The following is a 13,105-nucleotide window of genomic DNA, read 5'->3' on the forward strand; positions in this document are numbered from 1 at the left end:
GCGCGCGACCTCCATTACACTGCGCGGCCGTTTTTCGGCAGTCCGGTACCCTCCATGCAAAACGCCTCTCCCGCCCGCGCCTGCGGCATCGACTTCGGCACCTCCAATTCCACGGTCGGCTGGTGGCGGCCGGGCGTCGATCCGCTGATCGTGCTGGAAGGCGAACAGCCGACGTTGCCCTCGGTGGTGTTCTTCAATACTGAGGAGCGCCGGCCGGTCTATGGCCGCCAGGCGCTGGACGAATATCTGGAGGGCTACGAAGGCCGGCTGATGCGCTCGCTCAAGAGCCTGCTGGGTTCCAAGCTGCTGAAGAGCGAGACCACCGTGCTCGGCAGCGCCATGCCGTTCAAGGACATCCTCGGGCTGTTCCTCGGCACCCTCAAGCAACGCGCCGAGGCCGCGGCCGGGCGACCGTTCGAGGAGGTGGTGTTGGGACGGCCGGTGTTCTTCGTCGACGACGACCCGCAGGCCGACCGCGAGGCGGCCGATACTCTGGCTGCCGCGGCGCGCAAGATCGGCTTCCAGGACGTCTCCTTCCAGTTCGAACCGATCGCCGCGGCGTTCGACTACGAGTCGCGCATCGAGCGGGAAGAGCGGGTGCTGATCGTCGACATCGGCGGCGGTACCTCGGATTTCTCGTTGGTGCGGCTGTCGCCCGAGCGGCGCAGCGTCGACGACCGCCAGGCGGACATCCTCGCGACCACCGGCGTGCACATCGGCGGTACCGATTTCGACAAGCAGCTCAGCCTGCAGGGCGTGATGCCGCTGTTCGGCTACGGCAGCCGGATGAAGAGCGATGCGCCGATGCCCACCAGCACCCACCTCAACCTGGCCACCTGGCACACCATCAACGCGGTCTACGCACCGGCTTCGCAGCGGGCGCTGCAGAGCATGCGCTACGACATCGTCGATCCCACCGGCATCGACCGGCTGTTCCGCCTGATCGAGCAGCGCGCCGGGCACTGGCTGGCGATGCAGGTGGAGCAGGGCAAGATCGAGTTGACCGAGCAGGCGTGCTATCCCATCGACTTCCAGCGCATCGAGCCGGGACTGCGCGTCGAGCTGAGCCGCAGCGCCTTCGAGGGCGCCATCGCGCCGCTGCTCGAGCGCATCGGGATCAGCGTCGGACAACTGCTGGTCGATGCCGGCGTGCGCCACGACGCGGTCGACACGGTGTTCTTCACCGGCGGCTCGAGCGCCATCCCGGCGCTGCGTCAGAGTGTCGCCAGGCTGTTGCCACGGGCGCGGCATGTCGAGGGCAACCGCTTCGGCAGCATCGGTAGCGGCCTGGCCATCGAGGCGCGCAAGCGCTACGGTTGAGACGGCCAGCGGCGAAATCCGCTGTCACACAGACTTCACATTGTCCCGTCGAAGGCGGGCTTAGCCTGTGAATCCCGGGCCGCAGCGACCTTCGTGCAGGGAGTCATCATGGCCTATCGAATTCGTCCCCGTCGCAACGCCGCCAAGGAGGTGCGCAAGGCGGCGCTGGACCGCATCAGTGAAGCGATGCGGGCCCTGGCGCTACCGGCTGCGGAGCGGGCCGAGGGTGTGCATCAGGCGCGCAAACGCTTCAAGGAACTGCGTGCGCTCTTGCGGCTGGTGCGCGAGCCGCTGGGCGCTACCTTCGCGCGCGAGAACCGCTGCGTGCGCGATCTTGGCCGTGCGCTGGCCGAATCGCGCGAAGCCGCTGCCATGCTGGAGAGCTGGGATGCGCTGGCCGAGGCGCACCACGCTTCTTCGCCCGCGATCCGCTACAGCAGGCGCGCCAGCGTCTGGCCCAGCGAGCCGAGCCGGTCGTGGGCGGCTCGCTCGAAACGGACATCGAGCAGGTGCTGCTACGACTGCGCGAACTGGCCGTGCGGGTAGACGACTGGCCGCTCGATGGCAAGGGTTTCGCGCTGCTGGAGGCAGGGCTCGGGCGCAGCTATCGCGAGGGGCGCCGGGATCTCGCCCGAGCACAGCGCGAGCCCAGCGACGAATGCCTGCACGAATGGCGCAAGCGGGTGAAGGACCAGTGGTATCACAGCCAGTTGCTCGCGCCGTGCTGGCCGGGGATGTTCGACTGCCGCTGCAGGCTGCTCAAGCGCCTGGCCGACGACCTGGGCGACGATCACGACCTGGCGATGATGCACCGGCTGCTCGAAACCGAGCCGGCACTGTTCGGCGAGCCGGCGACGTGCGAACGGATCGCGTCGCTGATCGAGGCGCGTCGCGCCGAGCTGCAGGCGTCCGCCTTCGCCGGCGGCTGGCGGCTCTATGCCGAGTCGCCGAAGGCGCTGGTGGCGCGTATCGAGGCCTACTGGCGCATCGCCCGCGCCGAGCGGGGCTGCTTTTAAGCTCCGGGCTTCGGGCAGTCCTTCGGCCTGCAATCGCCGCGAGGGCGCGCCTCCCACAGGAGGGGCGGTATGCAGGCGCTGCTTTTGTGGGAGGCTCGCTCCCGGGGCGATGCTTTTTGAGCTTCAGGCTTCAAGCTAGCAGTCCTTCGGCCTGCATCGCCGCGGGGGCGTGCCCACTGGGTTCGGTGTGCACCTGCCGCTTTTGTGGGAGGCCCGACCTCGGGGCGATGCTTTTGGGCTTTTTGGTGTCAGCCGGCGACCAGCACCCGGATTGCTTCCAGGCGCAGGGCCGCCTTGTCCAGCGCCGCCAGGCCTTCCTCGCGCTGTTTGCGCAGGGCGTCGATCTCGCTGTCGCGCACGCTCGGGTTGACCGCCTGCAGGGCCACCAGGCGCGCCAGTTCTTCGTCCAGGTCGGCTTCGAGCCGGCGCTGGGCCTCGGCGACACGCTGGGCATGGCGCGGCGCGATCTTGGCTTCGGCGGCGGCAATCTGCGCCGCCAGCACGTCACGCTGGGCCTGGACGAACTTGTTGGCGCTGGCGCGCGGCACGCTTTCGAGCTGGTCGTTGAGGGTCTCGAAGGCGACCTTGGCGGCCAGGTCGTTGCCGTTGCCGTCCAGCAGGCAACGCAGCGCCAGCGGCGGCAGGAAGCGGCTCAACTGCAGGGCGCGCGGCGCCACCACCTCGCTGACGAACAACAGTTCCAGTAGCACGGTGCCGGGTTTGAGCGCCTTGTTCTTGATCAGCGCCACCGCGGTGTTGCCCATCGAGCCGGACAGCACCAGGTCCATGCCGCCCTGCACCATGGGGTGTTCCCAGGTGAGGAACTGCATGTCCTCGCGGGCCAGGGCCTGCTCGCGGTCATAGGTGATGGTCACCGCCTCGTCGTCGCCCAGCGGGAAGCTGGCGTCCAGCATCTTTTCGCTGGGGCGCAGCACCAGGGCGTTTTCCGAATGGTCCTCGCTGTCGATGCCGAAGGCGTCGAACAGCTGTTCCATGTAGATCGGCAGGGCGAACTGGTCGTCCTGCTCCTCGATGGCGTCCACCAGCGCCTTGCCCTGCTCGCCACCGCCGGAATTGAGCTCCAGCAAACGGTCGCGGCCGCTGTGCAACTCGCTCTCCAGGCGCTCGCGCTCGGCGCGGGCTTCGTCGATCAGGCCCTGGAATGCATCGTCGTCGCCTTCTTCCAGCTGCGCCAGCAGGCGTGGGCCGAACTGGTGCTGCAAGGCATTGCCGGTGGGGCAGGTGGCGAGGAAGGCATTCAGCGCCTGGTGGTACCACTGGAACAGGCGTTCCTGCGGGCTGGTTTCCAGATACGGTACGTGCAGCTGGATGCGGTGCTGCTGGCCGATGCGGTCGAGGCGGCCGATGCGCTGTTCGAGCAGGTCCGGGTGGGCCGGCAGGTCGAACAGGACCAGATGATGGCTGAACTGGAAGTTGCGGCCCTCGCTGCCGATCTCGGAGCAGATCAGCACCTGGGCGCCGAATTCCTCGTCGGCGAAATAGGCGGCGGCGCGGTCGCGCTCGAGGATGCTCATGCCTTCGTGGAACACCGTGGCAGGGATGCCGGAGCGCACGCGCAGGGCGTCCTCGAGGTCCAGCGCGGTCTCGGCGTGGGCGCAGATCACCAGCACCTTGTACTTCTTCAGCATCTTCAGGGTGTCGATCAGCCATTCGACGCGTGGGTCGAACTGCCACCAGCGGTTGCCCGCCTCGCCGTCGTCCTGCTGGCTCTGGAAGGCCACCTCCGGGTACAGCTCGGCGTGCTCGCCCAGCGGCAGCTCGAGGTATTCGGCCGGGCAGGGCAGCGGGTAGGGATGCAACTGGCGCTCGGGGAAGCCCTGCACGGCGGCGCGGGTGTTGCGGAACAGCAGGCGCCCGGTGCCATGGCGGTCGAGCAGCTCGCGGATCAGCCGGCCGCTGGCCGCGGTGTCGCCGTCGGTGGCGGCGGCGAGCAGGGCTTCGCCTTCGGCGCCGAGGAAGCCGTGGATGATCTGGTGCGCTTCCTGCGACAGGCGGCCGTCGTCGAGCAGCTCCTGCACCGCGCGGGCCACCGGCTGGTAGCTGCTGCTCTCGGCACGGAAGGCTTCCAGGTCATGGAAACGGTTGGGATCGAGCAGGCGCAGGCGGGCGAAGTGGCTGTCCTGGCCGAGTTGCTCGGGCGTGGCGGTGAGCAGCAGCACGCCGGGGATGACCTCGGCCAGTTGCTCGACCAGCCGGTATTCGGCACTGGCGTTTTCCGGGTGCCAGACCAGATGATGCGCCTCGTCCACCACCAGCAGGTCCCAGCCGGCGGCGAAGGCGGCGTCCTGGGCGCGCTCGTCGTCCTTCAGCCAGTCCAGCGAGACCAGGGCGAGCTGGGCATCCTCGAAGGGGTTGCTGGCGTCGCTCTCGATGAAGCGTTCATCGTCGAACAGCGCCACCTGCAGGTTGAAACGGCGGCGCATCTCCACCAGCCACTGGTGCTGGAGATTCTCCGGGACCAGGATCAGCACGCGGCTGGCACGGCCGGAAAGCAGCTGGCGGTGGATGATCAGGCCGGCCTCGATGGTCTTGCCCAGGCCCACTTCGTCGGCCAGCAGCACGCGCGGGGCGATGCGGTCGGCGACTTCCTTGGCGATGTGCAATTGATGGGAGATCGGTTGCGCCCGCGCCCCGCCCAGGCCCCACAGCATGGACTGCAGCTGGGCGCTCTGGTGCTGCAGGGTGTAGTAGCGCAGGCTGAACCAGTTGAGCGGATCGATCTGCCCGGCGAACAGACGGTCGCTGGCCAGGCGGAACTGGATGAAGTTGGACAGCTGGGTTTCCGGCAGGCTGCGGGCTTCGTTCTGCGCGGCCAGGCCGTGGTAGACCAGCAGGCCGTCGACGTCCTCGACCTCGCGTACGGTCATCTTCCAGCCTTCGAAGTGGGCGATCTCGTCGCCGGGGACGAAACGTACGCGGGTCAGCGGGGCGCTGCGCGTCGCGTATTGGCGGGTTTCACCGGTGGCGGGATAGAGCACGGTGAGCATTCGCCCATCCTGGGTCAGGATGGTTCCGAGGCCGAGTTCCGCCTCGCTGTCGCTGATCCAGCGTTGCCCCGGTAGATACTGCTGCGCCATGCTGCCTCCCGCTGTGAAAAAAGCCGGCTATGTTAACGGAACGTCGTGGCGAGAGCGACGTCCGATACGGGCCCGCTTGAAGTGTAGCGGCCCTGCTAAAGTTGAACGGTGTCCGGCCGATCAAGCGCTCAAGAGGGAAACGCGCATGCTGCCACCCATTCCATCAGGCGTTATCCAGGTCACTGCCCAGCAGGACGTGGTCAAGCCGCGCCCGGACATCGCCCCCGTGACGCCGGTGCAGCCGAGCTCCGGCGAAAGTGCCGTCAGCCTCGATCGACGCCACCCGCAGGAGGCCGAGCAGATGCTGCGCGACGAGCAGCGGCGGCGGCAGCGTCGCGGCTATACGCCCGAGGAGCTGGCCACGGGCGAGACGGCCGAGGACGATCAGGCAGAGTTGGACGAGCTGCCGCGCCAGGGGCTTTGGGTGGATGTCGAAGTCTGAGTCGTCGTTGCCCTCCAGGCTCACCGCGCAACCCGTTGCGATCGACCTGCCCGATGCCTGCCTGCGTTACCTGCCGCACTGGCTGGATCGCGCAACGGCCGACGCCTGGCTGCACCGCCTGATCGCCGAAACCCCCTGGGAGCAGCCGCAGGTGCGGGTCTACGGCCGTACCCTGGCGGTGCCGCGGCTGGTGGCCTGGTATGGCGATGCCGAGGCCCGTTATCGCTATTCCGGCCTGCTGCACGAGCCGCTGCCGTGGACGCCGCTGCTGGAGGAAATCCGCCGGCGCCTGCAGGCCGAAGTCGACGGACGGTTCAATGGCGCGTTGCTCAATCTGTACCGTGACGGGCAGGATGCCATGGGCTGGCACAGCGATGACGAGCCGGAGCTGGGGTGCGAACCGTTGCTGGCCTCGCTGAGCCTGGGGGCGGTGCGGCGTTTCGATCTGCGGCGCAAGGGCAGCAGCCGCATCGAGCATTCCCTCGCACTCGGCCATGGTTCGCTGCTGGTCATGGGCGGGGCGACCCAGCATCATTGGCAGCACCAGATCGCCCGCACGCGCCAGGTGCTGACGCCGCGGCTGAACCTGACCTTTCGCCTGATCCATCCGAGTCCGAACCATGAGCAGTGACGAAAAGCTGATCGACTTCAACGCCGAACGCAGCAAGCGCATCCACGACCTGAACGACAAGCGCCTCGACGAGATGCGCCAGGCCTTCGAGCAGGCGTTGCCATTGGGCAAGCCGAAGAAGAAAGGCAAGGGCAAGTCCAAGAAGCGCTGAATCCAGGCCTTATCGCGGTGAGCGGAGCACCCTTGCGGCGCCGCTTCATTCCTTTTCGCGATTGTTTTCTTTCCCCGTGAAGCGTTCTGCTTCTGAGCAGGCCGGCCCGCCTGCGTCAAACTGCCCCGAACAGCCCTGTTTCCTTGATCCAGATCAGTCGTTGGATGCCCTTGCAGCCGGCATTTTCCGGCCATTGACCCCGGTCAATTTTTTCAGGGCCGAGCAGGTTTAACTTGCAGCCATCGGACATTGAAATGGTTACGGAGGTAGGTCTCATGTTTGTCGATAGTGTAGTGCTCGCTGGGGTGGTCACGGTCGGCCTGATGATCGCCTTCTTCGGTGGTGTCGGTTATTTCATCTGGCGGGATTCGCACAAGAAGAAGGGTTGATCCCGACAGATACAAAGAGCACGCAAGGCATTTGGGCGACCTCTGGTCGCCTTTTTTTTGCTTTTGCAATGTTGCGGATGCACGGCTCCCGTAGGAGCGGGCCGTGCCCGCGAACATTCAGCATGCGGATACTTCGCGGGCATGGCCCTCTCCTGCAGCTGTTCGGCCTTGTCCCTTCCTCGGACCGCCATGCCGCAAGGCATGGCGAGCATGCCTGATGAACTCAGCCGATGCTGATCGGCGGCAATTCCTTCAGTTCCACGGTTTCCTGCTTGCGCGGGGCGAGCACTTCCGCCTCGCCATCGACCACTTGCTCATCGTTCTGGTTGAACACCTGCGTGGCGATGCGCAGGCGATTCTTCGGCAGCTTCTCGAGGATTTCCAGGCGTACGGTGAGGGTGTCGCCGATCTTGACCGGGCGGGTGAACTTCATGGTCTGCCCCAGGTAGATGGTGCCCGGGCCCGGCAGGGTGCAGGCCACGGCGGCGCTTATCAGGGCTCCGCTGAACATGCCGTGGGCGATACGCTCCTTGAACAGGGTGCCGGCGGCGAACTCGGCATCCAGGTGCACCGGGTTGCGGTCGCCGGACATCGCTGCGAAAAGCTGGATGTCGCGCTCGCCGACGGTCTTCTCGAAGCTCGCTTTCTGGCCGACTTCCAGTGCGGAGTAGGGCGTATTGCTGATGGTGCTCATGGAGTTTCCTCGGGGCTGGTGCCGGATCGCTGGGCTGTGCGCCCGGCTGGTTCGAATGCGTGGTGCGCGGACATCCGTATCGCTTTGCCTGCGCGTTGCGCTGCATTGTAGGGGCTGTTGCCGTTTCACTGCGAGCGCATGCGGGCGGCGAGCCCCGACGGCGGACGCGGGCAGGCGTGGTGGAAGATTCACGTCAGTGATTACGCCGCCTCGCTGTTGCGCGGTAACGCCGAACTGATAAGTTCGTGACAGCCCGCCACTCTCAGGTAAACGAGGCCAATAACAATGCAGCCTGAATTCTGGAACGACAAACGCCCCGCCGGCGTGCCCAACGATATCGACCTGGGCGCGTATCGCTCGGTGATCGAGGTGTTCGAGCGCGCCTGCAAGACCCACGCGGACCGGCCCGCCTTCAGCAACATGGGGGTCACCCTCAGCTACGCTGACCTGGAACGCTACTCCGCGGCGTTCGCCGCCTGGCTGCAGCATCATACCGACCTGCAGCCGGGCGATCGCATCGCGATCCAGATGCCCAATCTGCTGCAGTACCCCATCGCGGTGTTCGGCGCGCTGCGTGCCGGCCTCGTCGTGGTCAACACCAACCCGCTGTACACCGCCCGGGAGATGCGTCACCAGTTCCAGGATTCGGGCGCCGCGCGCTGGTCTACCTCAATACCTTCGGGCATCACGTGCAGCAGGTACTGGCCGATACCGAGATCGAACACCTGATCGAGGCCCGCATCGGTGACATGCTGCCGTCGCTCAAGGGGCTGCTGGTGAATGCGGCCATCAAGCACGTGAAGAAGATGGTCCCATCGTACAGTCTGCCGCAGGCGACCGCCTTCAGGGACCTGCTGCGCGAGGGCGCGCGTTTCAGCCACCGGCCCGCCCCGCTGGGGCTCGATAACGTGGCGGTGCTGCAGTACACCGGCGGCACCACTGGCGTGGCCAAGGGCGCGATGCTGACCCACGGCAACCTGGTGGCGAACATGCTGCAGGTCCGCGCCAACATGCAGCAGCTCGACGAGCACGGCCATCCGATCATCCGCGAAGGGCAGGAGGTGATGATTGCGCCGCTGCCGCTGTATCACATCTACGCCTTCACGGTGAACTGCATGTGCATGCTGGCCACCGGCAACCACAACGTGCTGATCACCAACCCGCGTGACATCGACGGTTTCGTCAAGGAGCTGCAGCGCTGGCAGTTCTCCACCTTCCTCGGCCTCAACACCCTGTTCGTCGCGCTGATGTCGCACCCGGACTTCAGGAAAATCGATTTTTCCCGGCTCAAGGGCACCAACTCCGGCGGCACGGCGCTGGTCTCGGCGGTGGCCGAGCGCTGGAAGAGCATGACCGGTTGCACGGTGGTGGAGGGTTATGGCTTGACCGAAACCTCGCCGGTGGTCTGCGCCAACCCGCATGGCGAGCATTCGCGCCTGGGCACCGTCGGCCTGCCGGTGCCGGGCACCACGGTGAAGGTCGTCGACGACGCCGGCAACGCCTTGCCGATCGGCGAGCGCGGCGAGCTGTGCGTCAAGGGGCCGCAGGTGATGAAGGGCTACTGGCAGCGTCCCGAGGCCACTGTCGAGGTGCTGGACGAGGATGGCTGGCTGAAGACCGGCGACATCGCGGTGATCGACGAGGACGGCTTCGTGCGGATCGTCGATCGCAAGAAGGACCTGATCATCGTCTCGGGTTTCAACGTCTATCCCAACGAGATCGAGGACGTCGTGATGGCGCATCCGAAGGTCGCCAGTTGCGCGGCCATCGGCGTGGCGGACGAGAGGTCCGGCGAGGCGGTCAAGCTCTTCGTCGTCGCGCGTGACCCGAGTCTGACCCAGGAAGAGCTGCAGGCCTACTGCCGGGAGAATTTCACCGGCTACAAGATGCCCAGGCACTACGTGTTCAGGGATTCGCTGCCCATGACCCCGGTCGGCAAGATCCTGCGTCGAGAGTTGCGCGACATCGCCTGATGGCGCCGTCGCGTGGGCCTCGGCCGGGTGAAGGTATGTGGTGACCGCAAGTTTTATTCCGGTCACTTTATGTCGATTATTGCCTGTTCGGACTCTATTCGCTCCGATGCAAAGCTGCTAACCTCGGATCGCTTTCTGCCCGGATAGCAGTACAAAAATTAACAAATCACAACAAAACAGCTGCCATTTGCGCAGTAAAAGCTGTCGTTTAGGAGTGGGGTTCATGACCGATAACTTCTGGAAGGATAAATATCCTGTGGGGGTCGCACGCGAGATCGATCCCGACGAATACCAGAACATCCAGGCTGTGCTGAAACAATCCTGCGAGCGTTTCGCGGACAAGCCGGCCTTCAGCAATCTCGGCAAGACCCTGACCTACGGTGAGCTGTACAAGCTTTCCGGCGATTTCGCGGCCTACCTGCAGCACAACACCGATCTTCAGCCCGGCGACCGTATCGCCGTGCAACTGCCCAACCTGATCCAGTACCCGATCGTGGTCTTCGGCGCCATGCGTGCCGGGCTCATCGTGGTCAACACCAACCCGCTGTACACCGCGCGGGAGATGGAGCACCAGTTCAACGATGCCGGCGCCAAGGCGCTGGTCTGCCTGGCCAACATGGCGCACCTGGCCGAGGATGTGCTGCCCAGGACCGGCATCCGGCACGTGGTGGTCACCGAGGTCGGCGACATGCTGCCGCCGCTCAAGCGCATGCTGGTCAACGCCGTGGTCAAGCACGTGAAGAAGATGGTGCCGGCCTATAGCCTGCCGAAAGCCGTCGGCTTCAACGATGCCATGGCCCTGGGGCGTGGCAAGGCGGTACGGGAGGCGGCGCCGAACGGCAGCGACGTCGCCGTGCTGCAATACACCGGCGGCACCACCGGCGTGGCCAAGGGCGCCATGCTGACCCACCGCAACATCGTCGCCAACATGCTGCAGAATCGTGCGTTGATGGGCAGCACCCTGAGCGAAGGCTCCGAGGTGATGGTGGCGCCGCTGCCGCTGTACCACATCTACGCCTTCACCTTTCACTGCATGGCGATGATGCTGATCGGCGCGCATAACGTACTGATCAGCAACCCGCGCGACCTGCCGGCCTTCATCAAGGACCTGGGCAAGTACCGCTTCACCGGCTTCGTAGGCCTCAACACCCTGTTCGTCGCCCTGTGCAACAACGAGGGCTTCCGCAAGCTGGACTTCTCCGCGCTGAAGCTCACCGTTTCCGGTGGTATGGCGTTGCAGCTGGCCACCGCCGAGCGCTGGAAGGCCGTCACCGGGTGCGACATCTGTGAAGGGTTCGGTATGACCGAAACCAGCCCGGTGGTCTCGGTGAACCCCGTCGGCAGGATCCAGATCGGCACCATCGGCATCCCGCTGCCTTCCACCGACTGCAAGGTCATCGACGATGACGGCAACGATCTGCCGATCGGCTCTATCGGCGAGCTGTGCGTGCGTGGCCCGCAGGTGATGAAAGGCTACTGGCAGCGCCCGGAAGCCACCGACGAGATCCTCAGCGCCGATGGCTGGCTGAAGACCGGCGACATCGGGGTGATTCAGGAGGATGGCTACCTGCGCATCGTCGATCGCAAGAAGGACATGATCCTGGTCTCCGGCTTCAATGTTTACCCGAACGAGCTGGAAGACGTGCTCGCCACGCTGCCCGGCGTGTTGCAGTGCGCGGCCATCGGCATCCCCGACGAGAAGTCCGGTGAGGCGATCAAGCTGTTCGTGGTGGTCAAGCCGGGCGAGAGCCTGACCAAGGAACAGGTGATGCAGCACATGCATGACAACCTGACCGGCTACAAGCGACCGAAAACCGTCGAATTTCGCGACAGCCTGCCGACCACCAACGTCGGCAAGATCCTGCGGCGCGAGCTGCGTGACGAAGAGCTGCGCAAGCTGGGCCACAAGTCGTAAGCCACCCGGGTTCGTACCGCATGCGAAAAGCCCCGCTTCGGCGGGGCTTTTTCGTGGTGTCGAGTTCATGGTGCCGAGCGGCTGGAGCGCGCTTCGCACCAGACTTTCGTCAGTGGTGCATAGCCTTCTAGGATCATGTAGTCAATGGCACAATGGCACTACTTATCCATGCATTAATAGGGGTTATGTCCATCATGTTGTCCTCCTTACGTCTGCGCGTGAAGCTGCTGCTGCTTGCTCTCGGGCCGATTCTCTTGTTGGCCATCGTGCTCAGCAGCGTTGCGGTCGTCGAGTTGCAGGACCTGGCCGACCAGCAGGAAGCGCAGACACGGGCAAGCCTGATCCAGGACCGGCGCGCGGAGCTCGCGCACTACGTCGAACTGGCACGCAACGCGATTGCCCCCATCTACGAGCGCTCCGCAGCCAACGACAGGGAGGCCCGCGACGAGGCGGTGGGGATTCTCGAGCGCCTGGCCTATGGACGCGAGGGTTATTTCTGGGGCTATGACGACAGGTCGGTGCGCGTGTTCCAGGGCGATAGCCGTGAGCGGATCGGCGAAAGCTTCGCCGACTTCCGCGACCCCGAGGGCGTCTACGCGATCCGCGAGCTGGTCAAGGCGGGGCAGAACGGCAGCCATTTCGTCGACTACAGCTTCGCCGTGCCCGGCAGCGACGCGCTGGTGCCCAAGGTCGGTTATGCCGAGTACCTGCCGAAGTGGAGCCTGGCGTTCGGCACCTCGCTGAACCTGGACGACGTCGAGCGCGATGTGCAGGCGGCCCGCGTGGTCTTCCAGCAGCGCATCGACGGCCTGGCCATGATCATGCTCGGCGCCGCGCTGTTGTTGCTGCTGATCATGGCCGGCCTCGCCGTGTTGTTCAGCAACGCCATCCTGCGTCCGTTGCTGCGGATCAAGCACAACCTCGACGACATGGCCGAGGGCGACGGCGACCTGACCCAGCGCCTGCCGGTCACCAGCCAGGACGAGCTGGGCGAGCTGGCCGGCTCGTTCAACCGTTTCGTCGAGAAGATCCATTCGCTGGTACAGCAGGTCGCCGGCACCACTACCCAGCTCACCGGGCTGGTCGGCGCGGTGGCCAGCCAGGCACAGCGTTCCGAACAGGCCATGGCCGACCAGCGCCACGAGACCGACCAGGTCGCCACCGCGATCAACGAGATGTCCGCCGCCGCCAACGAGGTGGCGATGAGTGCCCAGCGTGCCGCCGAAGCCGCACGGGAAACCGATCAGCAGGGGCTAGCCGCCAAGCAGGTGGTGGACCGCAGCATCGAGCAGATCCACGGGCTGGTGGGCGAGCTGCGCGACAGCGGCGAGTCGCTGGAGGGGCTGCAGCAGGATGTGCAGGGCATCGTCGGCGTGCTCGACGTGATCCGCGCCATCGCCGAGCAGACCAACCTGCTGGCGCTCAACGCGGCGATCGAGGCGGCGCGCGCCGGCGAGGCGGGGCGCGGCTTCGCCG

The 13,105-nt window shown here is 65.6% G+C and carries 8 protein-coding genes and 4 pseudogenes; 10 read left to right on the forward strand and 2 right to left on the reverse strand.

Translation table 11 applies throughout. The features are described from left to right. The first annotated feature begins 54 nt into the window (after positions 1-54). Positions 55-1,320 (forward strand): Hsp70 family protein, encoded by a 1,266-nt coding sequence (locus tag BAY1663_RS10615; protein ID WP_037040391.1) that lies wholly within the window; start codon positions 55-57, stop codon positions 1,318-1,320. Between the two features lie 108 nt (positions 1,321-1,428). Continuing rightward, positions 1,429-2,336: pseudogene (locus BAY1663_RS10620) on the forward strand (CHAD domain-containing protein). A 248-nt stretch (positions 2,337-2,584) separates the two neighbouring features. Here the strand turns inward: BAY1663_RS10620 and rapA are convergent. Beyond that, positions 2,585-5,434, reverse strand: coding sequence for an RNA polymerase-associated protein RapA (rapA, locus tag BAY1663_RS10625; RefSeq protein ID WP_037040393.1), 2,850 nt, complete (start codon positions 5,432-5,434; stop codon positions 2,585-2,587). 145 nt (positions 5,435-5,579) lie between these two features. On the opposite strand from rapA, the gene BAY1663_RS10630 reads away from it, so the two are divergent. From BAY1663_RS10630 to ccoM, 4 genes are all read left to right on the forward strand, one after another. Then, complete coding sequence (locus tag BAY1663_RS10630; protein ID WP_037040395.1) at positions 5,580-5,876, forward strand: hypothetical protein; 297 nt, start codon at positions 5,580-5,582, stop codon at positions 5,874-5,876. Continuing rightward, positions 5,863-6,507 carry an alpha-ketoglutarate-dependent dioxygenase AlkB gene (locus BAY1663_RS10635; RefSeq protein WP_051497124.1) on the forward strand — a complete coding sequence of 215 codons (645 nt, stop codon included), beginning with the start codon at positions 5,863-5,865 and terminating at the stop codon, positions 6,505-6,507. The genes BAY1663_RS10630 and BAY1663_RS10635 overlap by 14 nt, the downstream gene beginning before the upstream one ends. After that, the gene (locus BAY1663_RS24465; RefSeq protein WP_164838448.1) at positions 6,497-6,658 is read left to right on the forward strand and encodes a hypothetical protein; all 162 of its coding nucleotides are present in this window, start codon (positions 6,497-6,499) and stop codon (positions 6,656-6,658) included. The genes BAY1663_RS10635 and BAY1663_RS24465 overlap by 11 nt, the downstream gene beginning before the upstream one ends. Positions 6,659-6,933: 275 nt before the next feature. Further along, positions 6,934-7,047 carry a cytochrome c oxidase subunit CcoM gene (gene ccoM, locus BAY1663_RS25725; RefSeq protein WP_037040421.1) on the forward strand — a complete coding sequence of 38 codons (114 nt, stop codon included), beginning with the start codon at positions 6,934-6,936 and terminating at the stop codon, positions 7,045-7,047. 223 nt (positions 7,048-7,270) lie between these two features. Here the strand turns inward: ccoM and BAY1663_RS10645 are convergent, their stop codons facing one another. Beyond that, positions 7,271-7,741, reverse strand: coding sequence for a MaoC family dehydratase (locus BAY1663_RS10645; RefSeq protein WP_037040401.1), 471 nt, complete (start codon positions 7,739-7,741; stop codon positions 7,271-7,273). A 285-nt stretch (positions 7,742-8,026) separates the two neighbouring features. Between BAY1663_RS10645 and fadD2 the strand changes: the two are divergent. From fadD2 to BAY1663_RS25940, 4 genes and pseudogenes are all read left to right on the forward strand, one after another. Further along, positions 8,027-9,714 (forward strand): annotated as a pseudogene (fadD2, locus tag BAY1663_RS10650) (long-chain-fatty-acid--CoA ligase FadD2). 223 nt (positions 9,715-9,937) lie between these two features. After that, positions 9,938-11,629, forward strand: a complete 1,692-nt coding sequence (gene fadD1 / locus BAY1663_RS10655; protein ID WP_037040404.1) for a long-chain-fatty-acid--CoA ligase FadD1 — start codon at positions 9,938-9,940, stop codon at positions 11,627-11,629. A 194-nt stretch (positions 11,630-11,823) separates the two neighbouring features. Next, positions 11,824-12,603, forward strand: a pseudogene (locus BAY1663_RS25935) (cache domain-containing protein); the annotation flags it as partial. Positions 12,604-12,993: 390 nt separating this feature from the next. Beyond that, a pseudogene (locus BAY1663_RS25940) lies at positions 12,994-13,105 on the forward strand (methyl-accepting chemotaxis protein); the annotation flags it as partial.

The organism is Pseudomonas sp. BAY1663 (genome assembly GCF_000582595.1).
Classification (GTDB): Bacteria; Pseudomonadota; Gammaproteobacteria; order Pseudomonadales; family Pseudomonadaceae; genus Stutzerimonas; species Stutzerimonas stutzeri_AF.